Source organism: Mycetocola miduiensis (genome assembly GCF_900115155.1).
GTDB classification, from domain to species: Bacteria; Actinomycetota; Actinomycetes; order Actinomycetales; family Microbacteriaceae; genus Mycetocola_A; species Mycetocola_A miduiensis.
In genome coordinates this window covers 345,845-371,841 of sequence record NZ_FOVM01000001.1, presented here as the reverse complement: position 1 = coordinate 371,841, position 25,997 = coordinate 345,845, and the positions used below count along the sequence as shown (strand labels likewise).

General features: G+C 64.9%; 31 protein-coding genes. 22 read left to right on the top strand and 9 right to left on the bottom strand.

Going from position 1 to position 25,997, the window contains the following annotated elements:
- Positions 1 to 6 precede the first annotated feature (6 nt).
- On the bottom strand, positions 7 to 1,113 hold the full coding sequence (locus BM197_RS01765) for a Gfo/Idh/MocA family protein (protein WP_090708258.1): 1,107 nt from the start codon (positions 1,111 to 1,113) through the stop codon (positions 7 to 9).
- Entirely contained in the window at positions 1,110 to 1,865 is a 756-nt protein-coding gene (locus BM197_RS01760) for a sugar phosphate isomerase/epimerase family protein (protein WP_090708257.1), read from the bottom strand. Before BM197_RS01760 ends, BM197_RS01765 begins: the two co-directional genes overlap by 4 nt.
- Positions 1,866 to 2,046: 181 nt before the next feature.
- Between BM197_RS01760 and proC the strand changes: the two genes are divergently transcribed.
- The 6 genes from proC to BM197_RS01730 all read left to right on the top strand — a co-directional run bounded on the left by proC (position 2,047) and on the right by BM197_RS01730 (position 7,685).
- Complete coding sequence (gene proC, locus BM197_RS01755) at positions 2,047 to 2,892, top strand: pyrroline-5-carboxylate reductase (protein WP_281247381.1); 846 nt, start codon at positions 2,047 to 2,049, stop codon at positions 2,890 to 2,892.
- A gap of 212 nt (positions 2,893 to 3,104) precedes the next feature.
- The gene (locus BM197_RS01750) at positions 3,105 to 4,430 is read left to right on the top strand and encodes an ABC transporter substrate-binding protein (protein ID WP_090708250.1); all 1,326 of its coding nucleotides are present in this window, start codon (positions 3,105 to 3,107) and stop codon (positions 4,428 to 4,430) included.
- Between the two features lie 85 nt (positions 4,431 to 4,515).
- Positions 4,516 to 5,400, top strand: a complete 885-nt coding sequence (locus BM197_RS01745; protein WP_090708248.1) for a carbohydrate ABC transporter permease — start codon at positions 4,516 to 4,518, stop codon at positions 5,398 to 5,400.
- A gap of 1 nt (position 5,401) precedes the next feature.
- Complete coding sequence (locus BM197_RS01740; RefSeq protein WP_090708247.1) at positions 5,402 to 6,286, top strand: carbohydrate ABC transporter permease; 885 nt, start codon at positions 5,402 to 5,404, stop codon at positions 6,284 to 6,286.
- Entirely contained in the window at positions 6,283 to 7,011 is a 729-nt protein-coding gene (locus tag BM197_RS01735; RefSeq protein WP_090708246.1) for a GntR family transcriptional regulator, read from the top strand. The genes BM197_RS01740 and BM197_RS01735 overlap by 4 nt, the downstream gene beginning before the upstream one ends.
- A complete protein-coding gene (locus BM197_RS01730; protein ID WP_090708245.1) occupies positions 7,008 to 7,685 on the top strand; it encodes an N-acetylmannosamine-6-phosphate 2-epimerase in 678 nt (225 codons plus the stop codon). The genes BM197_RS01735 and BM197_RS01730 overlap by 4 nt, the downstream gene beginning before the upstream one ends.
- Before the next feature lie 84 nt (positions 7,686 to 7,769).
- Here BM197_RS01730 and BM197_RS01725 read toward each other — a convergent pair whose 3' ends face one another.
- Positions 7,770 to 8,441, bottom strand: coding sequence for a potassium channel family protein (locus tag BM197_RS01725; RefSeq protein ID WP_090708244.1), 672 nt, complete (start codon positions 8,439 to 8,441; stop codon positions 7,770 to 7,772).
- The gene (locus BM197_RS01720; protein WP_090708932.1) at positions 8,434 to 9,825 is read right to left on the bottom strand and encodes a TrkH family potassium uptake protein; all 1,392 of its coding nucleotides are present in this window, start codon (positions 9,823 to 9,825) and stop codon (positions 8,434 to 8,436) included. Before BM197_RS01720 ends, BM197_RS01725 begins: the two co-directional genes overlap by 8 nt.
- A 123-nt stretch (positions 9,826 to 9,948) precedes the next feature.
- On the opposite strand from BM197_RS01720, the gene BM197_RS01715 reads away from it, so the two are divergent.
- The 4 genes from BM197_RS01715 to BM197_RS01700 all read left to right on the top strand — a co-directional run bounded on the left by BM197_RS01715 (position 9,949) and on the right by BM197_RS01700 (position 12,172).
- The gene (locus BM197_RS01715; RefSeq protein ID WP_090708243.1) at positions 9,949 to 10,386 is read left to right on the top strand and encodes an ArsR/SmtB family transcription factor; all 438 of its coding nucleotides are present in this window, start codon (positions 9,949 to 9,951) and stop codon (positions 10,384 to 10,386) included.
- Positions 10,387 to 10,471: 85 nt separating this feature from the next.
- Positions 10,472 to 10,666 (top strand): helix-turn-helix domain-containing protein, encoded by a 195-nt coding sequence (locus BM197_RS01710; protein ID WP_090708242.1) that lies wholly within the window; start codon positions 10,472 to 10,474, stop codon positions 10,664 to 10,666.
- Between the two features lie 108 nt (positions 10,667 to 10,774).
- Positions 10,775 to 10,873, top strand: a complete 99-nt coding sequence (locus tag BM197_RS01705; protein ID WP_003792170.1) for a 30S ribosomal protein bS22 — start codon at positions 10,775 to 10,777, stop codon at positions 10,871 to 10,873.
- 249 nt (positions 10,874 to 11,122) lie between these two features.
- Complete coding sequence (locus tag BM197_RS01700) at positions 11,123 to 12,172, top strand: glycosyltransferase (protein WP_090708241.1); 1,050 nt, start codon at positions 11,123 to 11,125, stop codon at positions 12,170 to 12,172.
- Positions 12,173 to 12,300: 128 nt separating this feature from the next.
- Here BM197_RS01700 and BM197_RS01695 read toward each other — a convergent pair whose 3' ends face one another.
- Positions 12,301 to 12,735 carry a RidA family protein gene (locus tag BM197_RS01695; RefSeq protein ID WP_090708239.1) on the bottom strand — a complete coding sequence of 145 codons (435 nt, stop codon included), beginning with the start codon at positions 12,733 to 12,735 and terminating at the stop codon, positions 12,301 to 12,303.
- A gap of 56 nt (positions 12,736 to 12,791) precedes the next feature.
- Between BM197_RS01695 and BM197_RS01690 the strand changes: the two genes are divergently transcribed.
- The 3 genes from BM197_RS01690 to BM197_RS01680 are packed head-to-tail and all read left to right on the top strand — an operon-like array spanning position 12,792 to position 13,784.
- Positions 12,792 to 13,205 carry an SRPBCC domain-containing protein gene (locus tag BM197_RS01690; protein WP_090708237.1) on the top strand — a complete coding sequence of 138 codons (414 nt, stop codon included), beginning with the start codon at positions 12,792 to 12,794 and terminating at the stop codon, positions 13,203 to 13,205.
- 13 nt (positions 13,206 to 13,218) lie between these two features.
- Positions 13,219 to 13,488: a glutaredoxin family protein gene (locus BM197_RS01685; protein ID WP_090708236.1), complete on the top strand. Its 270-nt coding sequence runs from the start codon at positions 13,219 to 13,221 to the stop codon at positions 13,486 to 13,488.
- The gene (locus BM197_RS01680) at positions 13,485 to 13,784 is read left to right on the top strand and encodes a Dabb family protein (protein WP_090708235.1); all 300 of its coding nucleotides are present in this window, start codon (positions 13,485 to 13,487) and stop codon (positions 13,782 to 13,784) included. Before BM197_RS01685 ends, BM197_RS01680 begins: the two co-directional genes overlap by 4 nt.
- Before the next feature lie 141 nt (positions 13,785 to 13,925).
- Here the strand turns inward: BM197_RS01680 and aspS are convergent, their stop codons facing one another.
- Complete coding sequence (gene aspS / locus BM197_RS01675) at positions 13,926 to 15,251, bottom strand: aspartate--tRNA(Asn) ligase (RefSeq protein WP_425435670.1); 1,326 nt, start codon at positions 15,249 to 15,251, stop codon at positions 13,926 to 13,928.
- Positions 15,252 to 15,372: 121 nt separating this feature from the next.
- On the opposite strand from aspS, the gene BM197_RS01670 reads away from it, so the two are divergent.
- From BM197_RS01670 to ccsB, 6 genes are read left to right on the top strand one after another with little or no spacing between them, the layout of a single operon-like run.
- Entirely contained in the window at positions 15,373 to 16,008 is a 636-nt protein-coding gene (locus BM197_RS01670) for a histidine phosphatase family protein (protein ID WP_090708230.1), read from the top strand.
- 8 nt (positions 16,009 to 16,016) lie between these two features.
- Positions 16,017 to 16,592 (top strand): TlpA family protein disulfide reductase, encoded by a 576-nt coding sequence (locus BM197_RS01665; protein WP_245762360.1) that lies wholly within the window; start codon positions 16,017 to 16,019, stop codon positions 16,590 to 16,592.
- Between the two features lie 9 nt (positions 16,593 to 16,601).
- Positions 16,602 to 17,348 carry a cytochrome c biogenesis CcdA family protein gene (locus tag BM197_RS01660; RefSeq protein ID WP_090708228.1) on the top strand — a complete coding sequence of 249 codons (747 nt, stop codon included), beginning with the start codon at positions 16,602 to 16,604 and terminating at the stop codon, positions 17,346 to 17,348.
- A complete protein-coding gene (gene resB / locus BM197_RS01655) occupies positions 17,332 to 19,014 on the top strand; it encodes a cytochrome c biogenesis protein ResB (RefSeq protein ID WP_090708227.1) in 1,683 nt (560 codons plus the stop codon). The genes BM197_RS01660 and resB overlap by 17 nt, the downstream gene beginning before the upstream one ends.
- Positions 19,011 to 19,427 (top strand): DUF3054 domain-containing protein, encoded by a 417-nt coding sequence (locus tag BM197_RS01650; protein ID WP_090708226.1) that lies wholly within the window; start codon positions 19,011 to 19,013, stop codon positions 19,425 to 19,427. Before resB ends, BM197_RS01650 begins: the two co-directional genes overlap by 4 nt.
- 45 nt (positions 19,428 to 19,472) lie before the next feature.
- A complete protein-coding gene (ccsB, locus tag BM197_RS01645) occupies positions 19,473 to 20,441 on the top strand; it encodes a c-type cytochrome biogenesis protein CcsB (RefSeq protein WP_090708928.1) in 969 nt (322 codons plus the stop codon).
- 77 nt (positions 20,442 to 20,518) lie between these two features.
- Here ccsB and BM197_RS01640 read toward each other — a convergent pair whose 3' ends face one another.
- Positions 20,519 to 21,520: an o-succinylbenzoate synthase gene (locus BM197_RS01640; protein ID WP_090708225.1), complete on the bottom strand. Its 1,002-nt coding sequence runs from the start codon at positions 21,518 to 21,520 to the stop codon at positions 20,519 to 20,521.
- Between the two features lie 183 nt (positions 21,521 to 21,703).
- On the opposite strand from BM197_RS01640, the gene BM197_RS01635 reads away from it, so the two are divergent.
- Both BM197_RS01635 and BM197_RS01630 read left to right on the top strand, forming a co-directional pair.
- Positions 21,704 to 22,609 (top strand): 1,4-dihydroxy-2-naphthoyl-CoA synthase, encoded by a 906-nt coding sequence (locus BM197_RS01635; RefSeq protein ID WP_090708224.1) that lies wholly within the window; start codon positions 21,704 to 21,706, stop codon positions 22,607 to 22,609.
- Between the two features lie 140 nt (positions 22,610 to 22,749).
- Complete coding sequence (locus BM197_RS01630) at positions 22,750 to 23,925, top strand: AMP-binding protein (protein ID WP_090708223.1); 1,176 nt, start codon at positions 22,750 to 22,752, stop codon at positions 23,923 to 23,925.
- 77 nt (positions 23,926 to 24,002) lie between these two features.
- Here BM197_RS01630 and BM197_RS01625 read toward each other — a convergent pair whose 3' ends face one another.
- On the bottom strand, positions 24,003 to 24,452 hold the full coding sequence (locus tag BM197_RS01625) for an Hsp20/alpha crystallin family protein (RefSeq protein ID WP_090708222.1): 450 nt from the start codon (positions 24,450 to 24,452) through the stop codon (positions 24,003 to 24,005).
- A gap of 178 nt (positions 24,453 to 24,630) precedes the next feature.
- On the opposite strand from BM197_RS01625, the gene BM197_RS01620 reads away from it, so the two are divergent.
- Complete coding sequence (locus BM197_RS01620; RefSeq protein ID WP_090708221.1) at positions 24,631 to 25,620, top strand: 1,4-dihydroxy-2-naphthoate polyprenyltransferase; 990 nt, start codon at positions 24,631 to 24,633, stop codon at positions 25,618 to 25,620.
- Position 25,621: 1 nt separating this feature from the next.
- Here the strand turns inward: BM197_RS01620 and BM197_RS01615 are convergent, their stop codons facing one another.
- Positions 25,622 to 25,912 carry a DUF4229 domain-containing protein gene (locus BM197_RS01615; protein WP_245762334.1) on the bottom strand — a complete coding sequence of 97 codons (291 nt, stop codon included), beginning with the start codon at positions 25,910 to 25,912 and terminating at the stop codon, positions 25,622 to 25,624.
- Positions 25,913 to 25,997 lie beyond the last annotated feature (85 nt).

Genomic DNA, 25,997 nt, shown 5'->3' with positions numbered 1-25,997 from the left:
GCCTGCTCACACCGTTCGGGCAAGGGGGTCCCAGTCCGCCGGAAGCGGCGGGGTTGTCGGGGCGGAGCTTTCGACGCGGACGAACTCTCCGGTGTCGACGGATTCAGCAATCGAGACCATGGCGTCGACGACGTGGAAGGCGAGCTCGCCGGATGCCCGGTGCGGCCGGTCCTCCCGGATAGCCCGGGCCAGCTCCAACACGCCGGTTCCCCGCGTTGACGTCGCCACCGTCGAGGTGAGGACTTCGGCGCCGTCGGAACCACGGCGGTGGATCAGCACATCGCCGTCGAAGAAGTTGGGGTCTGGGAGTACGAGGGTTCCTTCCGTGCCGGCGATCTCGACGAAACCGTGACGGCTCAGCGCGGAGTCGAAGCTCCAAATGCTCTGCCCTGAGCCGCCTGCGGCGAATTCCAGCAGCGCGCCGACATGCGATGGCACGGTCACATCGAACTGCTCACCGGCTTTCGGGCCCGAGCCGATGGTGCGCCGGGGGTGCGCCGTTGAGCCCGACGCCGCGACCCGGGCGATCGACCCGAAGGTCTGCACCAGAGCGGTGAGGTAGTACGGCCCGATGTCGAAGAGCGGGCCGGCGCCCTCCTGGAAGAGGAACGCGGGATTCGGATGCCACGACTCGGGGCCGGGGGACTGCATCAGGGTCAGCGCGGTCAGCGGGGTCCCGATCCGACCGTCCTGGATGGCGCGGAATGCGGCCTGGAGCCCGGCCCCGAGGAATGTGTCGGGGGCGCACCCAACGCGCACGCCGGCATCCGCTGCCGCCGCGAGGAGCAGTTCCCCGCTCTGGCGATCGAGCGAGAACGGCTTCTCGCTGAGAACGTGCTTACCGGCGGCGACAGCCTTGAGGGCGACAGGGACATGCGCGGTCGGGATCGTGAGGTTGACGACGATCTCCACATCGGGGTGAGAGATCACGCTCGCGACGTCGCCGCTCGACGCGATCCCGAACTGTTCGGCGCGTTTTCTCGCGGAGTCCTCCAACAGGTCGCCGATTGCGTGCACGGTGACATCCGGGAAGGACGTGAGATTTTTGAGGTACGTTTCGCTGATCACGCCGGCGCCAACGATTCCGATGCCGACGGGCCCGGTGCCGCTCATCGGGCGTTTCCGTTGCCGGTGAGGAAGGCGTAGCTGTCGCGCACCGCATCGAACACGTCGCCGTCGAAGTCATCGAGTTCGACGACCCCGATCTCCAGGTGCTCGACCGCGTCGACGATCGAGGGGATCGGCAGGGTTCCTGAGCCCACGGCGACCTGGGCTTTCGGGTCGAGGCTGCCGTCGCCGTCCTTGATATGGATGGCGACGATGCGCGAGCCGAGCCGTCGGAGCAACTCGACCGGCTCTGCGCCGCCCGCCAGGGCCCAGTAGGTGTCGACCTCAAGCACGACGGCGGGGTCGAGGTTGTCGGCGAGGTACTCGAGCGCAGGGCGCCCGCCGATCCGGTTCTCCAGCTCGAAATGGTGATTGTGGTAGCCGACGCGCAGGCCGAAGTCCGCCGCGAGGCGGGCGGCCGCGTTGAGCTTCTCAGCTGTAGCGGCGACGTCGTCGACCATGCTCCACTTCGCCGGTTCGACGTGCGGGTCGACGACGATCCCGATGCCGAGTCGGACGGCTGCCTCGAATGCCGGCCGTTGGTCCTCCATCCCGAGGAGCCCAACGTGGGTGGACGGCGCGGTGAGGCCCGTCTCGCCGAGGGTTCTTACGAGTGCGTCGGCGGTGTCGACGAAATTGAACGGCTCCACACGTCTGTAGCCGATGTCGGCGATACGTTTCATCGTTCCGTCGAAGTCGGCGGCGAGGGCATCCCGCACCGTGTAGAGCTGGAGGGAAGGGTCGGAGAGTACCGGCATGGACGTCATCATCCTTACGTGGGAGGGAACCCCTGAGCTGTGCACCCTACCGTGCCATGTGCGGACGGCTGCTGTCGACTGTGGGTTCCGGTCGCGCAAACGTACCTCGGCGGCGGGTTTCGGAGCAGTTCGCGCGACTGGAGCCCCTGGCCAGCAACCGCCCTCCCCATACACTGGCAAGGTGAGCGACGACGAAACGATCCCCACCATTGCGATTCTCGGTACTGGCTCGATGGGGTCCGCGATCCTCTCCGGCCTGTTGCAGCCGGGAGTGAAAATCACCGGAGGCATCCGCGTCACCAACCGGACTCGCGCCAAGGCGACCGAACTCGCGAAACTACCCGGCGTCACATCCCTCGCCCTTGAGGACATGCCAGACGCGAACCGCACCGCCGTCGAGGGTGCCCGGATCGTCCTCGTCGCGGTGAAACCCGCGATGGTGCCTGACCTGCTGCGCGAGATCGCCGGCGCCCTCGCCCCCGGCACGATCGTCATCAGCGTCGCCGCCGGCGTGACGGTCGACACGTTTGAGTCGCTCCTGCCCGACACCATCCCTGTGCTGCGGTCGATGCCCAACACGCCGGCCCTGGTCGGCCGAGGGGTCACCGGGCTGTCAGCGGGCACACGCTCGAGCGACGAAGACCTTGCACTCGCCCGCACCGTCTTCGAAACAGTCGGTACCGTCGTCGAGGTGCCCGAAAGCCAGCTCGACGCTCTGAGCACAATCTCGGGTTCGGGCCCCGCCTACGTCTTCCTGCTGATAGAGGAGCTGACGAAGACCGCGATCTCCAAGGGATTCACTGCTGAGCAGGCCGCCGTCCTCGTGAACGGAACGTTCCAAGGTGCCTCCGAGTTGCTCGCCCAGTCCGATCAGACGCCCGAGCAGCTGCGTATCCAGGTCACCAGCCCGAAAGGGACCACGGAGCGGGCCGTTGCGGTGCTGCAGCAGGCGAACCTGAAGCGCACCTTCGACGAGGCGACGGATGCTGCGCTCGCGCGCGCGAAGCAACTCGCGGCGGGCGCCTGACGCCGACCCGGTGCGCCCACCGCGTGCGGGACGGTATTAACCGCGATCCAGGGGTAACCGCGCCGTCGACGGTGCCGCGCCTCATCCAGTCGAGGGCTACTGGTCCGTAACAGTCTGCTCTTGCATCCTCGAAAAATCAATCATTGACACCCTTTACCGACCTTTGTTAGCGTGACCTCCACAACTGGTCTATACCAATTTTGGAGATACTTATGCTCAGCAAGAAAATCGGCGCCATCGGGGCGCTCCTTGTGTCGGCAACCATGCTGGCGGGATGCGCCGGCGGAGGAAGCAACGGCGACGACGGTGACGGGACAGGGACAGTCAAGATGGTCGCCTGGCCCGGCCCCGAGGGCGACGCCATGAAGAAGGTTGTCGACGCATACAACGCAGGGCAGGGCAAGGAAGACGACATCACCGTTGATCTCGTCCTCCTGTCGCGACAGGACACCTTCTCGAAGGAGACGGCGTTGATGTCCTCTAAGTCCAGCGAAGTCGATATCTACTGGACCGCCTCCTACAACGTCGGCCAGTTCTCGCCGTCGTTGGAGCCACTCGATGACATCGACACATCGAACTACTTTCCTGTCGCGACCGAAGGGCTCACCTACAACGACAAGCTGTACGCGTTGCCGCTCGACGTCAGCAACCACTTTCTCCTGTACCGCCAGGACCTGATCGACGGGCTGCTGAACGACCCAGCCGCGGTCGAGGAATACAAGGCCATCAGCGCCGATGTGCTCGGTGAGGAGCGTGAACCGGCAGATCCTCAGGAGTGGGATCTCGACGATTTCAAGGCGATGTCCGCATACTTCTCCACCTCGACCAACCCGGACTCACCCACCCAGTACGGCACGATCCTGCAGGCCAAGAACCTCCTCTACAACACGATGATCTGGAACGATGTGCTGTGGGGCTACGGCGGAAACTGGGCCGAAGACGGCACAGCGACGCTCGACAGCGAGGAAGGTAAGAAGGCCGTGCAGCTCTACGCAGACATCTACACAAACAAGTGGACGTCCCCGGACAGTGCCCAGGCCGAATTCCCTGAGACCCAGGCTGCGCTCCAGTCGGGCAACGTCGCATTTGCCATGCAGTGGTCTGCGGCATTCGCAGCGCTGAACGACCCGGAACAGTCGCCGGATGTCGCCGGCAAGATCGCCATCGCCCCCGTGCCGGGCGGCCAGACCCACGTCCACGCGCTGTCGGTTTCGCTGAATAAGTACAGCAAGAACAAGGCTGCCGCGAAGACGCTCCTGAGCTACCTCGCCACCACAGACGCGATGACGGCGTACGCGGAAGCCGGGGGCATCCCGGCGATGCCCGACGTCCTCTCGGCCAACGAGTCGCTCAACCCGGCATTCGGCAAGGTATCGGAGTCGATCAGCGATTACGGATACTCCGAGCCGGTGTTCCCGAAGACGTTCCAGGCGTACAGCGCGATCGCCGAGGCCCTGAGCGGCGCGTGGGTGGGTCAGACGCCGGTCGACGAAGCCGTGAAGAACGCCAACGAGTCGCTTCAGGAGCTTCTCGACTAGCCGGAGCGTATTCCCCCGACAGAGGGGCCCGCCGCTTCGGCGGGCCCCTCCCTCAAGCTCTGAACCACACCGATTGGGAAGCCAGATGGCCCAGACCCTTGCTCACCGGAAGAAGAACGCGGCGGCCTTGCTGCTCAGCGTTCCGCTCGTCGTCTTCGCTCTTGTGTTCGTCGCTTACCCGTTGGCATCCGGCATCGCGACGGCCTTCACATCGAAGTCGCTTCTCGATCCGACCGAAGCCTTCAACGGCGTCGACAACTTCGTCAGCATCTTCGCCAAGCCAGCGTTCCTCAATGCGGCGGGGTTCACGGCGCTCTTCGCCGCCGTCGTCGTTGCCTGCGAGATGGTTCTGGGCTTCGGTCTGGCGCTGCTCTTCGATCGCAAATTCCCGGGCAAGAAGCTCTTCTTCACCCTTACGCTGCTACCGATCATGATCGCTCCCGCACTGCTCGGGATCATGTTCCGGCTGCTCCTCAATGAGGACATCGGCGCGATACCCGCCCTCCTCCAGAGCGTTGGTCTCAGCGTCTCGCTCTTCTCGCCGTCATCCGTGATCCCTCTGCTCGTCGTCCTCGACATCCTTCAATGGACGCCGTTCACGTTCCTCATCATCTACGCTGGCCTGCAATCCTTCCCCCGGGAGCTGCTCGAGGCCTCGTCGGTGGACGGTGCACATTTCTTCCGCCAGCTCTGGCACATCGTGCTTCCTGTGCTCAAGCCCGTACTGTTCGCTGCGTTCTTCCTTCGAGCCATCGACGCCATCAGGACGTTCGACGTCATCTACGTCCTCACAGCTGGTGGGCCGGGTACCACTACGACAACCTTGAGCATCTACATCTATAAGGTCGCCTTCGAGCAGGGTGATTTTGGCAAGGCAGCAGCCGCCTCGCTGGTCGTTCTCATCTGCCTGCTGCCCTTCGTGCCGTTCATCGTCAAACGAATCGCGTCTACCGGAATGGAGGGCAAGTGATATGACCACCATCACCGAACCTGATACGCACCACGACGCGCTCGCATCCGTTCGGCGCAGCCGCGACCGTCGACCCAGTCGGTGGCTCTTCACACTCTTGATCGGCGCGATTGCCATCGCGATCAACATTCCGCTGCTGAACGCGATTCTGGTCAGCATGAAACCGGATGGTGAGATCGCGCGTAACCCGATCGGGTTGCCCCAAAATGCGACGCTCGACCACTACGCGAACGTCCTCTACGCTTCCGGCTACGACTTCCCGAAGTTCTTCGTGAACTCGGCGGCGATCGCGATCGGCACCGTAATCTTGGTCCTTGTGATCGCCGTTCCCGCCACCTACGCCATCGTGCGGCTCGGTTTCGGCGGTCGATGGATCATCGATTCAGCGTCAGGCTTACGTCTCCTCCCGGCGATTTTCTTCGTCGTTCCCTTCTTCATCCTGTTCTCCAACCTCGGGCTGCAGGACTCGATTCCCGGGCTGATCCTCGCGAACACCTTCCTCAACCTGCCGCTCGCGATCATCCTGCTCGCCGCCGGGCTCCGTGACATTCCGACGGAAGTCGAAGAGGCCGGGTCGGTCGACGGTGCGGGCATCTTCAGAACTTTGTACTCGATCGTGTTGCCGATGCTTGCCTCCACGGTCGTCGCTGTAGCGGTGCTTGTTTTCATCTTCTCGTGGAACGACTACCTGTTCGCCCTCGTGCTCTCATCCTCGAATGCCACGCCCGTGACGCTCGGGGCAAGCAACTTCGTTACGAGCACGGGGATTCGCTGGGGCGACATCTCGGCGGCCTCGTTCCTGTCTACCCTTCCACCGCTTCTTTTCGCGGTTTTCGCCCAGCGTTACCTGGTCAGTGGACTCTCGGCAGGAGCTGTGAAGGGATGACCGTCGACAGCGCCCGCCGACACAAATATGAGATCGTCGCGGCCGGCATCCGGGCCATGATCACCGATTCATTGCAACCGAACGATGCCCTCCCTTCTGAGCGCGAACTGATGGAAATCCATGGAGTGAGCCGAATGACGGTTCGTGCCGCTATCGCGCGCCTGGCCGATGAAGGGCTGCTCTACAACGTCCACGGTTCGGGCACCTACGTCGGATCGCCTAATCTGTTCGCGAAAGCACCGAAGCTGACATCCTTCACCGAAGACATGGTGAGCAGGGGGCACGTTCCCTCGTCCCGTGTGCTCGAGATTTCCCGCACCGACGCCTCTTCGAAGACGGCGAGTCGGTTACGGCTCAGCCCCGGCGCGGAATGCACCAGGATCCGCCGGTTACGTCTCGCAGACGGCAACCCAATGGCGATCGAGACGGTGTACCTTCCCGGCGACGTCCTGCCGATCGAGGATTTCGATGCTCGAGTCTCCCTGTATGTCCAGCTCAGCGAGCGCGGGTACGAGATCTACCGTGCGGAGCAGGAGATCCAGGCTGCGATCCTTGACGCGGAATCCAGCACCCTGCTCGGTGTCCCCGCGGGCTCTGCCGCCCTCGAGATCGACCGGATCGCAACCGACCGACGTGGCCTTCCCATCGAATACGCGCGGACCATCTACCGCGGGGATCGGTACAGCTTCCAGATGGCGGTAACGCGAGAGAGCGGCGACAAATGACCCATCCTGCCTTTCTGGAGGCCCTCAGGGGCCGGCTGATCGTCTCGTGCCAGGCATATCCAGGCGAGCCGCTCCGCGATTCCAGGGCGATGTCGCTGATGGCGCAGGCTGCCGTCGCCGGCGGAGCCGCCGCGATTCGCGCGCAGGGGCTGGATGACATCCGGTTGATTCATCAGTCGGTTGGCGTGCCCCAGATCGGCCTCGTGAAGGTCGGGTCCGGTGGAGTCTTCATCACGCCTACCCTCGACGACGCCATCGCCGTGGTCGCGGCCGGGTCGGAGATCGTCGCCATCGACGGAACTCGCCGATCCCGGCCGGACGGGCTCACCCTGCAGCAGACCATCGACGCCATCCATTCGCGTACCGACGCCCTCGTGATGGCCGACGTGGGTAGCTTCGACGACGGCGTCGCTGCAGCCGACGCTGGTGCGGACATCATCGGAACCACCCTGGCCGGTTACACGCCCGAGCGGGAGAAGACGGAAGGGCCCGACCTCGAGCTGCTCGCCCAGCTGGTCGCGAGTCTGGACCTGCCGGTCGTCGCTGAGGGTCGGATCCACACCCCGGAGCAGGCCCGGATGGCCGCAGACGCGGGGGCGTTCGCCGTCGTCGTCGGCACGGCGATCACGCATCCGACGACCATCACGTCGTGGTTCGTCTCCGCGCTGAACTGATTTCACCCGCTTCGGTCGGCTTCACCCGGCGCGCCGGATGCTTTCGTCCGGAACGAGTGAACAGGCGCGGGGAGGCATCCGCCGCTAGCTCGTGAGGGCGGCGAACTTCTCGATGTCGCCCGTCGTGCCTGACACGATGATGAGGTCGTGGTCGGTGACGATGGTCTCCGCTGTGGCGTAGGTGAACGGCTTACCAGGCGACTTCACACCGACGACCGTGATCCGGTACTTGGAACGGACGCCGCTCTTGCCGAGGGGGAGGCCGCGGATCGGTTTCGGCGGGTACATCTTCACGAGGGCGAAGTCGTCGTCGAACTGAATGAAGTCGAGCATCCGCCCGCTCACCAGGTGGGCGACGCGTTCTCCCGCCTCAGCCTCCGGGTAGATGACGTGGTTGGCGCCGACCCGGGCGAGGATCTTGCCGTGGGACTGCGAAACGGCCTTGGCCCAGATCTGCGGAATCTTCAGGTCGACGAGGTTCGCGGTGATGAGCACGCTCGCCTCGATCGACGATCCGACGGCGACAACGGCGATCGAGAAGTCCTGCGCGCCTACCTGCTTGAGCGCCTCGATATTGCGGGCGTCGGCCTGGACGGTGTGCGTGATCCGCTCCGACCACTTCTGCACGAGTTCGGCGCCCTCGTCGATCGCGAGAACCTCACGGTCGAGCCGGTCGAGTTCGCCGGCGCACGCTGCTCCGAAGCGACCGAGCCCGATGATGAGGACGGGGGCATCGTGCTTGATCCGGTCAACCAACAATGGGCCTTTCTTCGGGTCTGCGGTAGAGCTTGGAGCTCGTGGTCGCGGCGACCGCCGCGGCGAGTGTCACTGTACCAACTCGGCCGAGGAACATTGTCATGGCCAACACATACTTCGCCGGGTTCTCGAGGTCACCGGTGAGGCCGGTGGACAGCCCGACCGTGCCGAACGCCGAAATTACGTCGAAGAGCACGTGGTCAAGAGGCGCTTTCGTCATCTGCAGGAGCGTGATGCACGAGAGGGCGACGATGGTTGCGCCCCACAGCACGACGCTCAGGGCGACCCTCAGCACGTCGGGTGGAACGCGGCGCCCGAAGGCTTCCATGTCTGGGCTGCCCTTGGCCTCGGCCATGGCGGCGAGGAAGATGACTGCGAGCGTCGTCACTTTGATGCCACCACCGGTTGACGCTGAGCCGCCGCCGATGAACATGAGCATGTCAGCGACGAGCAGGCTTGAGCCGTTCAGATCGGAGATCTCGATCGACGCAAAACCGCCCGACCTTGTCATCATCGATAGGAAGAACGACTGGAAGACCGTGTCGCTGGCGTTGAGATTCCCGAACGTCCTCGGATTATCGAACTCGAGAAGGGCGAAGACGCCTGCACCGAGGACCAGCAGGACGAGCGTGGTGAGAACGGTGAGCTTGACGTGCAGCGACCAGAACCGCGTGTGGAACATGTGGCGCTTGAGCGCATAGATGACGGGGAAGCCGAGGGCGCCGAGGAAGACACCGAGCATGAGGATGGACAGGAACCAGTAGTCGTTCGCGAACGTGCCCAGCCCTTCGGCGTTCGGCGTGAACCCGGTATTGGTGAACGCCATCGCCGAGTAATACAGGCTGTGCCAGACGGCATTGCCAAGCGGGATGCCGTCGATGAGCATTCGGGGAAACAACAGGATCGCGATAGCCGCTTCGATGACGACAAGGCTCAGCGCCACCGTGGCCAGCATGCTGCCGATTTCGCCGAGCCGCACGGCCTGGCCCTCAGCGACGGGGCCGCGGTGCCCGCGCATCGGGTTGGAGTCGCTCGCCGCCATGAGCTTCGCCCGCAGGCCAAGGCGCCGCGAGATCACCATTCCGAGGATCGATGCCAGGGTCAGGACGCCGACAGCACCGATCTGCACGCCGACGTAGACGAGGATGTGCCCGACGACCGACCAGTGCGTCGCCATGTCGACGGTCGAAAGGCCGGTGACACAGATGACGGAAACGGCGGTGAAGAAGGAGTCCGCCAACGGGGTCCAGGTTCGGGAGGATGACGCGATCGGGAGTGAGAACAACAGGGTGAAGACGAGGATCAGCGCTGAGAAGATCAGGATCGCGAAGCGCGACGGAGACTCGCCGGTGAAGTTGTCGATCAGCTCCCGCACCCGGCCCAATCCGGAGCGGACGAGGATGTGGGGCCGTGCGTCGGTGATGTTGCCTGCCACGGTTCCCCCGTTCTTGGCTTGGTTGGGACCGTTGTCATGGTACTCCGTGCTGAGAGTCACTAGCCTTGGGGCATGGCTGACATTTTTGACGTGATTGCAGACGCCACTCGGCGTGACATTCTGCAGATCCTCCTCGACCGATACGAGAGCGATTCGACCATCTCGCACGGCGGGACGAGCGTCTCCGAAATCGTCACCGCACTCGGCCTCAGCCAGCCGACGGTGTCGAAGCACCTCAAGGTTTTGCGTGAGGCGGGCCTCGTCGTCGTGCGCGAAGAAGGGCAGCACCGCTACTACCGCCTCGAGTACAGCCCCCTGGAAACCGTCGAAGACTGGCTCATCCCCTTTCTCAGTGTCGACTTCGACATCGCCGAGGCCGTCGGGCTCGGAGAGCACGCCCTGACCGGCCAGGCGAAGCAGATGGCGGATGCCATCGGGCACGCGGTCGCAGACACCACCCACCGCGTTTCCACAGCCGTCCAGGCCGTGAGCAAGAAACTGGGCAAGTAGACCGAGCCTCGACATCGGGAGCTCGTGGGGGCTAGAGTGGGCCACGATTGAGCCATCATCAGATGCACGCCCGTCAGGAGACACCATGGTCAACGGATTGGAAGACGTTCGTTTTCTGACCGTTGCCGAAGTTGCCGACATGATGCGGGTGTCGAAGATGACGGTCTATCGCATGGTTCACGCAGGCGAGTTGCCGGCCATCCGTTTCGGGCGGTCGTTTCGCGTTCCTGAGTCCGCGGTCGCCCACGTCGTCGCGACGCATGTCGCTGACACCGCATGAGAACGGCGTGGGAGCTTGCGTCGCTGGGGATCAGCTAGACTGTTCCGAGGCATTTTTTTCTGCCGGCCGTGGCATCCGCGGCCACGGCCAACCTTTGTGAGGTAATTAGTGGGTTCTGTAATCAAGAAGCGCCGCAAGCGTATGGCGAAGAAGAAGCACCGCAAGTTGCTTCGTAAGACTCGTCACCAGCGTCGCAACAAGAAGTAAGTCGCAACGCACCAGTTAAGCGTCAGGCCTTGTGGACTGGCGCTTTTTGGCGTTCCCGGGATCGAACGGCAGCCCTCTGGCGCCGGTAACTCACGGAGGTTACACTCGATGCTACGGACTTGCCTAGCCCCTGAACACCGATCCGATCGACAGGATTGACTAGCAGCAGGAGCGTCAGGCAGGACCGAGAGACCCCAGCGAAGGACACAGTCGGAAGGCTGTGCGCTCGTCGCGAGGAAGGGGTACGTGATGTACGTAGGGCTCATCGCTCCGCCGTGGATACCGGTTCCGCCGCCCGCGTATGGCGGGACGGAGATGGTGGTCGACCTGCTCGCGCGGGGTCTGCAAGACGCGGGGCACGACGTGCTGCTGGCGGCAGCGTCTGACAGCACATGTCCTGTGCCGCACGCGCCGGGCATGAGGGTCTCCGACTATGGCTCACTGAACGAGATGATCTCGGCGCTCACCCACGCGGTGACAGCCTACGAAGCCTTGCATGACGTCGACGTCATTCACGATCACACGCTGGCGGGGCCGCTCTATCTCGGCCGCCCGGAAGCCGTGCCCGTCGTGGTAACCAATCACGGACCCTTCATTAGGGACACGTTGCCGATCTTCAGGGCCATGGCCGCTGACGCGTCACTTGTGGCCGTCTCACGCAATCAGGCGAGTTACGCTTTCGGCTGTTCGATCGCCCGCGTGATCCACCACGGAATAGACCTCGAACGCATCCCGGTCGGGGCCGGCACCGGCGGGTTCGCGGCCTTTCTTGGCCGCATGACCCCCGAGAAAGGCGTAGCGCAGGCACTCCGGATCGCCCGCGAGGCCGGTGTTCCTCTGCAGATCGCGGCCAAGATGCGCGAACCGGCGGAACGCGCCTATTTCGACGCCGAGGTTCGACCCCTGTTGACGCGCGAGCACGTTTATATCGGGGAGGTGTCAGACGCCGAGAAATATGAGTTCCTGGGAGACGCGTTCGCGCTTCTGAATCCCATTGAGTGGTCGGAGCCCTTCGGGCTCGCCATGGTCGAGTCCCTTGCCGCGGGAACGCCGGTCGTCGCAACGCCTCTAGGCTCGGTGCCCGAGATCGTGCGGCCAAACCTCAACGGCTACCTCGGCTTGGCCGACGAACTCCCGGGGCTGCTTCCGGAGGCGGACCGGATCGACCGCGCGGCCTGCCGGGCAGACGTCGAGGCGCGGTTCAGCGCGAAGCGGATGGTCGAAGACCACCTCCGTCTCTATACCGACCTTCTCAACCACGGCCTGGCCCCTTCGAGCGTGAAGGACCTGCCCGCGTAAGCGTGTGGACACGCGACACGGCCATCGCAATTGCCGGGCTGGTGCGCGAGGGCACCGACGGGGTGGTTTTTGGGGATGCACAGGTGTCGACGAGTGGGGCGCCGTGACGTTCTACCGCTGGTGACGCGCTATCCGACCACCGAGCTCGGCAGGGTGTGGTCAGCGGCGACATCGAGCGGCGGGAGGCTGACCACGGCCTCGATGCCCACAAGAGCACCGGCGCGGCCGAGCGCATGGATCTGCAGCACGGTGATCGCGGTGGGGTTCGCTCCCCAGCTCTGCATCGCGGGCCCGATGATGTCGTTCACCTCCACGTCCCTGGAGAAGTAGACGGTCAGCTTGGCGACCGCCGACGTGTCAGCGCCGACCTCCGCCAGGATCGCTTTCACCTGCTCGACGGCCTGGACCGCCTGCGCGACCGCCCCTCCCGCGACGATCTCGCCCGAGGCATCCACCCCGTTCTGCTCCCCGATGAACAGGAGCCGGCCGCCGTCGACGAGGGTCGCCTGTGAGAAGTAGGGGTTCTGATGCATGGTCGACGGATTCACGTGCGACAGGGTCATTGTGCCTCCAGCGCCATCGGTCTCGTTCGAGAATTGTAAGCATTAAGCTCGGGTATATGAGCGAATCGAAGAAGACCACCGATCCGAAAACGGATGCGGGCTGGGACGTCGGAGTTCGCAAGACCGTCACAGCGCCCGTCACGGATGTCTGGACCTACCTTCTCGGCGCGGGCCTGCCCCTGTGGCTCGGCGAGATCACCGAGCTGCCATCGAAGAAGGGCGTCCGCTACCGTACTGAGGACGGCGTGCGGGGAACGATCCGTGGGTACACCGAGAAAAAGCAGGTTCGCCTGACCTGGCAGCCCGAGGACTGGCCGCATGACACCACCCTGGAACTCACCCTGACGAAAGCGGGAGAGGGAACGACCGTCGGCATCCACCACGAAGAGCTCGCCGACCGCGAGGAGCGCCACATGATGGTCGGGCACTGGCACCGTGTGCTCGACGCGATCGTCGCCCACTTCGAGTAGTTAGGCTGGGACGGTGGAAACGGCATCCCTCACCCTCATCGGCAAACCGGGCTGTCATCTCTGCGATGACGCGCGCGCTGTCGTCACCCGGGTGATGGATGAGCTTCAGTCGCGACCGGATGCCCCAGCCCTCACCCTCGACGAGGTCTCGATCCTCGACGACGCGGCGCTGAACGCGAAGTACGCCGAAGAGATCCCCGTCCTGCTGATCAATGGACGGGTCCACAACTACTGGCGGATCGACCCGGTCCGCCTGGCCACCGCACTCCTGGAGCTCACATGATCCGCCACATCGTCTGCTGGAAACTCGCTGCGACGGATGCCGTCACAAAATCCGAACACGCGGCCGAGATCGCCCGGCAGATGAACGAACTGCCCGCGCTGATCCCCGAGATCCTGTCGCTCCAGGTCGGCGAGAACGTGTTGTTCCCCGAAGTCAACTGGGATGTCGTGCTCATCGCCGACTTCGACGACGCCGAGGCGCTCGAGCGCTACTCGGTGCACCCCGAACACCAGCGGGTCGGCAAGTACATCGGCGAGGTGCGCGAGGACCGCGTCGCCGTCGACATCGAACTCTAACCGGGTTCCGGCCAACGAAAACACCCGCTCCGGTCCGAACCATCCGTTATGACGGGTGAATCGGACCGGAGCGGGTGTTTTTTGCGAGGCGGATCTCGATACGGCCGCGAGCGGCCTACTCGATCACCGAGGCTGGGCGCTCTACGGCAGTAGGCGAGTCGGGCCGCGGAAGAGGTAGGTGACCTCGCGGATCGACGTCTCGTGCAGCATGAGCATCAGCACCCGGGCCAGGCCCATGCCGAAGCCGCCGTGCGGCGGTACGCCGTAGCGGAAGAAGTCGAGGTAGAAGTCGAGTTCCTCGGGGTCGAGGCCCTTCTCCTTCGCCTGTTCGATGAGCACGTCGACGCGGTGTTCACGCTGGGCACCGGTGGAGATCTCGACGCCATTGAAGATGAGGTCGTAGCTCCTGGTGACCGACGCGTCGTCGTCGTGGCGCATGTGGTAGAACGGCCGGATGCTCGACGCGTAGTCGGTCAGGAAGACGAACTCGTGGCCGAACGTCTCGGCGACATATGCGGAGATCTGGCGCTCGCCCTCCGGGTCCATGTCGTCATCCGCGCGGGGAACCTCATAGCCGCGCTCAGCGACGATGCGCTTGGCTTCCGCCAACGGGATGCGGGGGAACGGGGTGGACGGAACAGTCACCTCGACGTCGAACAGCGCCTTGATCTCGTCGCCGTGCTTCTCCTTGACGGCGCTGAACCCGGCGACGATGAGGTCCTCATGCAGCTGCATGACGTCTTCGTGCGAGTCGATCCAGCTCACCTCTGAGTCGATGGAAGTGAACTCGGTGGCGTGACGCGAGGTGAACGACGGGTCCGCGCGGAACGCCGGTCCGACCTCGAAGACCTTGCCGAAGCCGGCCGGCTGCGCCATCTGTTTGAAGAACTGCGGGCTCTGCGCGAGGTATGCCTTGGTGTCGAAGTATTCGATCTCGAACAGCTCGGCGCGTGACTCGCTGGCCGAGGCCATGAGCTTCGGCGTGTGCAGTTCGATGAAGTCGTTGTCGATCCAGTAGGTGCGGAGCGCGTGCTCGAACGTGGTCTGGATGCGGAAGATGAGGTTCTGCTTCGGGTTGCGCAGGTCGAGGAAGCGCCAGTCCATGCGCTTGTCGAGGCTGGAGTCCGCCGCGATCGGCGTCTCGGGGAGCGCCTCTCCTGCGATGGTGAGCGAGTCGAGTTTGATCTCGAGCCCACCGAGCTTGACGCGCTCGTCGTGCTTCAGCGTGCCGGTCACGGTGATGAACGAACCGTGGGCGAGAGCCGAGATCGCCTCGGTGGTGGCGAGCTTCGACGCGGATGCTTCGTCCTCGTCGTTCAGTTCGCGAACGGCCGGATTGACCAGCTGCGCCGCCCCGGACTCATCGCGAAGCACGATGAACTGCACCTTCTTCTGGTCGCGGACGGTCTCGACCCATCCGGAGACGGAGACGGGACCCTCGGGGAGGTCGGCGAGGTTCTTGATCAATACGCGTGTGGTCACGAGGGTCAAGCTTACGCGAGCGTTCTTATCTGACGGATTCCTGCGAGATCTGCTGGGCGCGGGCTCTCGGTACTTTCCGAGTTCTACGGTACGTAGACTGGGGCGTGTGGTAGCCAGTCAGATCCATCTCGTCCGACACGGCGAGGTGCATAACCCCTTGCGCGTCCTCTATGGACGCCTCCCGGGTTACCGGCTCTCCGAACTGGGCGAGAAGATGGCGGCCGCAGCAGCCGACGACCTCGCCGACCGGGGCCGTGAGATCACCCGCCTCGTGGCATCCCCGCTGCAGCGTGCGCAGGAGTCCGCTGTGTCGATCTCCGAACGCTTCGGCGTGGAGATCGAAACCGACGAGCGGATCATCGAACCCACCAACCACTTCGAGGGCACCGTCATGCGCCTGGCGCTGCGGAACCCCGCCAACTGGGTCGCGCTGCGCAACCCGCGCAAGCCCAGCTGGGGCGAGCCGTACGTGTCGATCGTGGCTCGCATGCTCGACGCGGTCCGTGACGCCTGGGAGACAACGCCGTCCGGAGACGTCGTCCTCGTCAGCCACCAGCTGCCGATCTGGATGGTGCACTCAGCGCTCGGCCACGGCCGTTTGCCGCATGACCCCCGCGATCGGCGCTGCGCCCTGTCGAGCATCACGACGTTCGAACACCGCGACGGTGTCTTCGTCGAGGTTGGGTACACCGACCCTGCCGGCGCTCTTGCCGTAGGCGCCACGGACGTGGGGGCAGTATGAGCCGACGGATGCGCGTGGCCGCGATCACCATCGCCGCCGCGCTTCTTCTCACGGGCTGCGCCAGCGATCCGCTCGCTGAACAGTACAAAGAGGGCAGCAATAAGGGATACATCGCCGGTGACGGATCCGTCACCGAGATCCCGGAGGGCGAGCGCGGCGAGGCAATCAGCTTCGCTGGAACGACCGAATACGGCGAAGCGCTCTCCTCCGAGGACTTCGCCGGCGACGTCCTCGTCGTGAACTTTTGGTACGCCGCGTGCGCCCCCTGCCGCGCTGAAGCGCCAGACCTCCAGGAACTCAGCGCCGAGTACGACGGCAAGGGAGCGCAGTTCATCGGCGTCAACGTCTACGACCAGCCCGACACCGCTCTCTCGTTCAACGAGAGCTACGGCATCACCTACCCGTCGATCATGGACGTGCAGGACGGCGCCGTGAAGCTCGCCTTCACCGGGACAGTTCCGCCGAAGGCAGTGCCGACGACGATCATCCTCGACAAGGAGGGCCGGGTTTCTGCCCGCATCCTCGGGCAGCTGAAAGAAGCATCCATCCTGGGCACGCTCATCAGCGACGCGATCGAAGAGTAGAGCGCCGTCATGAATCCCGGTGAGATCGTCATCAACGGCCAGTTGTTCGCGGCTATCCCCATCGCCCTGCTCGCAGGGCTGGTCTCCTTCGCGTCGCCATGCGTGCTTCCCCTCGTGCCCGGCTACCTCGGTTACGTCAGCGGCATGTCGAACGGACCGCGCACCAAACAGGCCCCCGCCCGCTCCCGGGTGATGCTCGGAGCGGTGCTGTTCGTGCTCGGTTTCAGCCTCGTGTTCGTGCTGATCGGGGCCTTCGCCGGGACCATCGGCGCCTTCGTCGTGCAGTGGGAGGATGTCATCACCCGCGTGCTCGGCGTCGTCGTCATCGTGATGGGACTCGTGTTCGTCGGCCAATTCTCGTTCCTGCAACGCACCGTGAAGTCGTCGTTCCGCCCGGCGACGGGGCTTGCCGGCGCACCGATCCTCGGCCTCGTGTTCGCGATCGGTTGGGCGCCATGCCTCGGCCCCACACTCATCGCGATCCAGGCGCTCAGCCTGAACTCGGGTTCTACAGGACGCGGAGCGATCCTCGGCCTCGTCTACTGCCTCGGCCTCGGCATCCCGTTCCTGCTCGTTGCCGCGGGCCTGAACTGGGTCACCGGATCCGTTGCATTCCTTAAACGGCATATCCGCGCGATCAACGTTGCCGGCGGCATCCTGCTCGTCTTTATTGGCGTGCTGATGGTGTCCGGTGTCTGGGGAATGCTTATGTCACGAGTCGGAGTGTTGATCGACGGTTATGTCACGACCATCTGATTATGTCGATGCGGGAGCCCGCCCGCAGCAGGACAGTCCGAACCCCGACGTCGTCCAGACGAACCTCGGCTTCGTCGGAACGCTGCGCTTCATCTGGCGGCAGCTGACGAGCATGCGCACGGCGCTGCTGTTGTTGCTGCTCCTCGCGATCGCCGCCGTGCCTGGGTCGCTCGTTCCGCAGCGCAGTTCGGACCCGAACGGCGTCATCCAGTACTTCAGCGATAACCCCGACCTTGCGCCGGTGCTCGACAGCATCCAGATGTTCGACGTGTACGGGTCGGTCTGGTTCTCGAGCATCTACCTGCTGCTGTTCGTCTCACTGATCGGCTGTGTGGTTCCGCGCACCAAACACCACTTCCAGGCGATGCGGTCGCGTCCTCCGCGCACCCCCGCCCGGCTCCAACGACTGGCCGCGCACACCGAGGTGACCCTCGAGGGTGGCAACGCCGGTACGGCGATCGAGTCGGCGCATGCGCTGCTGAAGAAGTCCGGCTACCGGACCGAGCTCTACCAGGGCAGGGACGGCGACGTGTCGGTTTCGGCCGAGCGTGGTTACCTCCGGGAGACGGGCAACCTCGTCTTCCACTCCGCACTCGTCGGCATGCTGTTCACCGTCGCGATCGGCGGCGGGATGGGTTACGCCGGCCAGCGGGTTGTCGTCGAGGGGCAGACCTTCGTCAACACACTCCTCGACTACAACTCGTTCAACCCCGGCCGGTTCTACAACCCCGACGACCTCGCGCCGTACTCGCTGTCGCTGGACAAATTCGACGTGACGTACGAACAGAAGAACCTCGACGCCTACGGCCAGCCGATCGACTTCACCGCCCACGTCACCACACGGTTGCCGAACGGCGACACCGAAGACCGGGCGATCAAGGTCAACGACCCGCTCCGTTTCGAGGGCACCGACGTCTACCTCCTCGGAAACGGATACGCGCCGAAGGTCACCGTCCGTGACCCCAACGGCACCGTCGTCTGGACCGACTCTGTTCCGTTCCTCCCGCAGGACAGCAACCTCACCTCCCTCGGGGTGATCAAGATCCCCGACGGACTCGATGAGCAGATCGGCATGATCGGGTTCCTCTATCCGACCGCTTACGAGCTGGAGACCGGCGCATACACCTCCACCTACCCGGACCTCGTGTTCCCGGTGCTTACGCTCAACGTGTACACGGGCGATCTCGGCATCAACGATGGCGCGCCGAAATCGGTGTACGAGCTCAACGTGGATGACATGACGCAGCTGACCGGGGGAGAGACCGGTGTGGACTCGATCGAACTCATGCCAGGGCAGAGCCAGGAGCTTCCGGGCGGCCGAGGCTCCATCACTTTCGAGAACGCGGATCCGGACGCCGCGGTACCGGCAGACGCGAACGCCACGACCGCGGACTTCAGCAGCTCAGTCGCCCGCTTCGCATCGTTCGATGTGCACCGGGACCCGACCCAGGGCTGGGTGCTCACCTTCGCGATCCTCATCCTCGGTGGGCTGCTGACGTCGCTGTTCGTGCCGCGCCGGCGGGTCTGGATCAAGGCGACGGACAACGCCGATGGCACTGTCCGTATCGAATATGCCGGTCTCGCCCGCGGCGAGGACCCGGGCCTAGGGGAGGCTGTCGACGCGCTCGCCTACCGCCACGGCACCGCACTCGGCCTGCAGCGATGACTGCGCGCGCCTGGGCAGTGCTCGCCCTCGGGATCGACCTGGCGGCGACCTTGCTGTTCGTTCTCGTCGGGCGTGGCAACCACAACGCGACCTCCAGCATTCTCGGGCTGCTGACCACCTGGTGGCCGTTCGTCGTCGCGCTCGGCTTCGGCTGGCTGGTGACGCGCGCATGGAAGCGCCCGTTCGGCATCCTCTGGCCCGGTGTCGGCATCTGGATCGTGACGGTCGCCGGCGGGATGCTGCTTCGCACGGCATCCGGACAGGGAACCGCCGTACCTTTTGTTCTTATCGCAACGATCTCCGTCGCCGTTCTCCTGCTCGGCTGGCGAGCGATCTTCACCCTGGTCGCCGGTCGTTCCGGCAAACGAGCGGCATCTCGAGAAGTCCCCCGCAAAACCGAGAGGTACCCTTAGATCGTGGATCTGAACGAACTTTCCGTGCTGTCCCTCTGGTCGGCCATGGCGATGTACATGCTCGCCTTCATCGCATTCGCGCTCGACCTTGCGCGTCGGTCAGCCGACGTGACCGCGGTGGTCAACGAGGCTGCCGCGGGCCAGGTGGCATCCGCGTCATCGTCGGCGGAAGCAGCTCAGGCAGTCGGCTCCTCCGGGCGCCCCGTGAGCACCCTGGTCAGGGCTGACACCGACGCGCCGCAGGTCCAGGCCCGGCAGTCGCCGGTTCTCCGTGTGGCGCTCGCGCTCACCGTTCTCGCTTTCCTGTTGCACCTGACCGCTGTCGTCACCCGCGGTGTCGCAGCAGGGCGCGTGCCGTGGGCGAATATGTACGAGTTCGGACTCACCGGAACGCTGCTCATCATCGCGGTGTACCTCGTCGTGCTGCTCAGGGTCGACCTGCGCTTCCTCGGCACGTTCATCACAGGGCTGGTGCTCGTGCTGCTCGGTATCGCGGCCGTCGACTTCTACGTCGAGATCGTTCCGCTCCCGCCGGCTCTGCAGTCGGCCTGGCTTGTTATCCACGTCTTCGTCGCGTCGGCCGGCACCGCGTTCTTCGCGCTCGGCTTCGCGCTATCGGTGCTGCAGCTCGTGCAGAACCGGCGGGAAGCCGGCGACGGGGACCTACAAAAGCTGAAGCTGAAGTTCCTCGCGACCCTGCCGACCGCTGAGCGTCTCGAGAACCTCGCCTACCGCACGAACATCGTCGGGTTCATCCTCTGGACGTTCACCCTTATGGCGGGAGCGATCTGGGCGGAGCGGGCCTGGGGACGGTACTGGGGCTGGGACACCAAAGAGGTCTGGACTTTCATCATCTGGGTCGTCTACGCGGGCTACATCCACGCGCGGGCAACCAGGGGCTGGCGCGGATCCCGGTCGGCGTGGCTGGCGATCATCGGTTTCACCGCGGTGATGTTCAACTTCTCGGTGGTGAACCTCTTCTTCAAGGGCCTGCACGCGTACTCGGGCCTATAGCCCGCTCCTGTGATCGCGAGTTGCCCGGTATGCCGGGTTGCGAGCACGCGACACCCGTCAAACTGGGCAACTCGCGGTCAGAGCAGGGCGTAACAGCGCCTCAGCCGCTCCAGCCACCAGTCGCGCCGCGCAGCGGATGCCGCATAGCCGTCGAGCAGACGCGGCGACGGAACGACCCGGCGCACGTCGATCGATCCGTTCACGGCCCGCAGCGGGTCATCCGTCACGTCAGCGGACAGCAGCGAGGCCGTACCGAGCCCGCAGTCGTACTCGAGCTCGGGCACTGCTGAAGCGAGCCACGCACCCATCGACAAACCGACCGAAGTGTCCAAAGCGCTCGAGACGACCACCGGGAGTCCGGCGTCCGCAATGATGTCAAGCGACCGGCGGATGCCGCCAAGCGGCTGCGCCTTCAGCACCAGGATGTCAGCGGCGCCGGCGTCGGCGACCGCAAGCGGATCCGCGGCCTTGCGGACGCTTTCATCCGCGGCGATCGGCACGCCCATGTATTTGGTCCTGCGACGGATCTCGACAAGCTCGGGCACCGTTTCACACGGCTGCTCGACGTACTCGAGGTCGAATTCAGCGAGGGCGTGGATCGCGTGCTCGGCTTCGTCGACGTTCCAGCCGCCGTTGGCGTCGACGCGGATTCGTCCCTCGGGGCCCATCTCATCGCGGACGGCGCGCACCCGGGCGATGTCCTCCACGAGGGTCTGCCCGCGTTCGGCGACCTTGACCTTCGCGGTGCGGCATCCGTCGAACCGTCCGAGGATTGACGCGACCCGGTCGACGTGGACGGCGGGAACCGTCGCATTGACCGGGATGTTCTGCCGCAGCGGGGTCGGCAGGTCGCCCCACGCGAACTCAATGGCTGCCCGCAGCCAGGTCGCGCTTTCGTCGTCGTCGTATTCGACGAACGGAGAAAACTCGGCCCAGCCGTTCTCACCTTCGAGCAGCAGCGCCTCGCGCTCCTCGATGCCACGAAACCGCGTTGCGAGGGGAAGAGCCACCACTCGCGCCGACGCGAGCACGTCGGCGAGGTCGGGCACTGTCCGGTTGAGCGGCGGGAAGTCTGACATGAACTCATTCTGCCGTGCTGAGCCCCGAACCGGCCCATCCTCCGCGTGCACCGCGCGTTCAGCAGGTGAGAACCGGCCCGACCGGGCGATTTCTCCTGTTCACCGTCACATTTGTCGATCGGTCCTGTTCGGCGATGGCAAGCTCCTGTCGGTCCCAAGGTATCCGCGCCCTAGGCTGAATTCATGACCGTGTCTGAGATTTTCGACGAAAGCGCGTGGGCAGAGGTGGCCGGAATAGGGCCCCTGACCGACATCACCTACCACCACGACACCACTGGGCGGATCGCCCGGGTTGCGTTCAACCGACCCGAGGTCCGTAACGCGTTTCGCCCGCACACGGTCGACGAGCTGTACCGGGCTCTCGAGGACGCCCGCACGAACCCCCGCATCGGCGTCGTACTGCTCACCGGCAACGGGCCAAGCCCGAAAGACGGCGGCTGGGCGTTCTGCTCGGGCGGCGACCAGCGCATCCGCGGCCGTGACGGGTACCAGTATTCCGCAAGCGAGGAAGCATCCGGAGTCGATACCGCACGCAGCGGGCGCCTGCACATCCTCGAGGTGCAGCGTCTCATCCGGTTCATGCCGAAGGTGGTCATCGCTGTCGTCCCCGGCTGGGCGGCCGGCGGTGGCCACTCGCTGCACGTCGTCTGCGACCTGACCATCGCCAGTCGCGAGCACGGCAAGTTCAAGCAGACGGATGCCGACGTCGGCTCATTCGACGCCGGTTACGGCAGTGCCTACTTCGCTCGGCAGATCGGACAGAAGTTCGCCCGCGAAATCTTCTTCCTCGCCGAGGAGTATTCCGCGCAGCGGGCGTACGAGATGGGTGCCGTGAACGCCGTTGTGCCGCACGCCGAACTGGAATCGACAGCTCTCGAGTGGGCCCGCACGATCCTGACCAAGTCGCCGACCGCTATCCGCATGCTGAAGTTCGCGTTCAACGCCGTCGACGACGGCCTGATGGGCCAGCAGGTGTTTGCGGGGGAGGCCACGCGTCTCGCCTACGGCACCGACGAAGCCGTCGAGGGCCGGGATTCGTTCCTCGAGAAGCGCGACCCGGATTGGTCGCCGTTCCCCTGGCAGTTCTGAGCGGAGGGCTCTCAGACGCGTCGTTCAGGGGGCGTAAACGGTCGTCACATCCCGCGCTTCATAGCACGTTGCGCTCCTGAGCGTCGAAGCAGTCGCAAGACCGACAGCAGCCTGCCCGGTGCCGCGCCTACACTGAAATCATGACGCGGATGCTCGTACGGGTGCCGGCGACGAGGCCACTCGACCTCATGGTCGAGTTGCGGCGCGCCCTGGACCTCTCCGGTCCCGCCGTCACCCCCGTCCCGGAAGAAGAGCCCTCCGCGGGAGAACCCGAGGAGGTTCCTCAGCCGGTCGGCGTCGTCATCGAAACCTCGGGATCGACCGGTGTACCCAAGCGGGTCGCTCTCACCTGCAACGCCCTTCTCGCGAGCGCGGCGGCCAGCGCAACGGCCCTTGACGGCCAGGGCCAGTGGCTGCTCGCCCTCCCCGCCCACTACATCGCCGGACTCCAGGTGCTCGTGCGTTCGATCGCCGCGGGCACGGTCCCTGTCGTGCTTCCGCCCGGCCGGTTCGACCCCGCCGCCTTCGTCGAGGCATCCCGGACGCTCAGCGGCGAACTGCACTACACGTCTCTCGTGCCGCTGCAACTCGCGCGGCTGCTCGATAGCCGTGCCGGGCTGATGGCGCTCCGCCGATTCGACGGCATCCTCGTCGGCGGGCAGGCGACCCCGCCGCAGTTGCTCCGGCGCACCGAGCAGCTCGGGCTGCCGATCTTCCGCACCTACGGATCCAGCGAGACCGCCGGTGGCTGCGTCTACAACGGCGTCCCGCTGCCCGGGGTGCACGTGCGGGTGGTCGACGGCGAGGTCGAGCTTGCCGGCCCGATGCTCGCCGAAGGCTACCTCGGCGACGAAGAACTCACCGAACGCATCTTTCCCGTCGCCGACGGGTTTCGCTGGTACCGCACCGGCGACCTTGGCGAATTCAGCGACGGCGTGCTCCGGGTCACCGGGCGCGCCGACAATGTGATCAACTCTGGCGGCGTCAACGTGTCGCTCGACCGGGTCGAGCACGTCGTCCGCGGGCTGCCCGACCTGACCGAGTCAGTGGTGGTCGCCGGCCCACACCGCGACTGGGGCGAGGTTCCCGTCGTCGTGACGGCGAGCGGGCATCCGTCGCTGTCGGAGATAGCGGATGCCGTCGCCGAGTCCCTGGGAAAGCCGGCGCGCCCAGCGCACATCGTCCGTCTGGATGAGTTGCCGCTGCTGCCGTCCGGTAAACCGGACCGGTTGGCGATCGTTGCGATCGTCGCGGTCGCGCTCCAGGGCGAATCCGGAGATGTCCCGGCCGTCGGCCCAGCGGCACCCCGGGTCTGATCAGCGAGGCTCGACCAGCGGCCTGCACGCAAGAAGCCGGCCGAGGCGATGCCCCGGCCGGCCCCTTCCGTGGAGAGTCAGGCGTCCACGGACTTCTGCCCCTCCTTGACGGTGAGGGTTTCCTGTTCGTTGCCTGCCGCGACTTCGATCTTGCGCGGCTTCGCTCGTTCGCTCACAGGGATGGTGACGCTGAGAACGCCGTTGGTGTAGTTGGCGGCGATGTTCTCGATGTCGACTCCCTGGCCCAGGTTCAGCTGGCGCAGGAACGAGCCGGACATCCGCTCGCGGGCGATCCACTTTGCGTTTTCAGCAGTGGTCAGGGTGCGCTCCGCGCGGATGGTCAGCAACTGGCCGTCCACGTCGATATCGACGGATCCCGGGTCGATGCCGGGTAGATCGGCGGAGAGAACGTAGTGGTCGTTCTCGCGGTACAGGTCCATTGGCATCAAACGTGGTCCCTGACGGGTCCCGAGCAGAGCCTCGGTTGCGCGGTCGAGCTCGCGGAACGGGTCAAAGTTGAGTGCCATTGGTGTGTCCTCCTTTGTCTCTTCTGTGTGCACTTGAGAGTTGAGCGGATGTGACTCAACTTCTGAAAATTATGTTAACCAACGAAGGAAAAATGTCCAGTCCCGTCTTGTTTGCCGTGAGCGAACAAGGAGGCTGGGTCGCCCGGTAAGCTGCCTACCAACAGAGGGAGGTTGCCCGGTGGCAGCTAAAGCACAACGACTCACGCCCCCGCAATCGCCGAGCGGTGCGCGGCCCAAAGGGCGGGGACGCAGCGGAAACCCCGCGGCCAAGCGGTACGAGAGCATCCGTCCGGCAACATTCGGTGACTGGGTCGCCGGTGCCCGTGTCTTCACCCTCTCGATGTCGGTATCGCCGGTCCTCGTCGGCACCGGAGCTGCCATGGTGGCCAACGACCCGGGCGAGTACCACTGGGTTCGCGCGCTGCTCTGCCTCATCGTCTCGGTTTGTCTGCAGATCGGCGTCAACTACTCGAACGACTATTCAGACGGCATCCGCGGCACTGACGAACACCGGGTCGGCCCGTTCCGGCTCGTCGGCAGCGGCAAGGCTCGCCCGAAAACGGTCCTGATCGTCGCCATGGTCTTCTTCGGCCTCGCCGCGGTTGCTGGACTCATCCTCACCGTCATCACCGGATTGTGGTGGCTTCTCGCTGTGGGCGCCGCCGCCATCCTCGCCGCCTGGTTCTACACCGGCGGCCGCAGGCCATACGGGTACAACGCGCTCGGCGAACTGTTCGTCTTCGTCTTCTTCGGCCTCGTCGCCACCCTGGGAACCGCTTACGTCCAGTCGTTCGTGCTCAACCAGGAGGCCTGGCTCGGAGCGATCGGCGTCGGGCTCATCGCGGTCGCCACGCTCATCGTCAACAACATCCGTGATATCGCCCAGGATCGAGAGGCCGGAAAACGGACGCTCACCGTGCTGATCGGCAACACTGCCAGCCGCGTGCTTTACATCGTGTGCCTGTTGGTGCCGTTCGGCATCGCCGCCTGGCTCGCGACCTTCTACCCGCTGGCGTGGTTCGCGATGTTCGGCCTGCTCGCCGCGCTGCCTGCCGCCGTCATCGTCGCGACGGCGAGGACAGCACGGGAGTTCGTGCTTGCGCTCAAGTTGACCGGACTCGTGCAGCTCCTCTTCGGTGCGGCGCTTTTCGTGGCGTTCTGGAAGTAGGTCAGCGCTCGGTGCGGGTGGCGGTGTCGGATGCTGCGGCATCCGACACCGCATCTTCGGCGCTTTCGTCTTCGGCGGCTTCTTTCGAGCCGTGCCGTAGCTGGTAGAGGTCCCGGGAGACCGCCTCACGCGGACGTTGCAGGAAGATGTACGAGACGCTCAGGCCGATCAGCGCAGCGAGAACCGTCGCGATCCACGGCTCAATCCCGAGCAGCAGCAGAATCGTCAGGGGCACGGCGAAAGTGAGCAGACGGAGCACGGTGTAGTACACGACGGGAGGGATGCGTTTCACTCTTCCAGTGTAAGCGGGGGCGTCTGGGAGGACGGCGGGGATCCGACCGCCGTCACGCGGGAAGTTCCCAGATCTCGGGGCTACG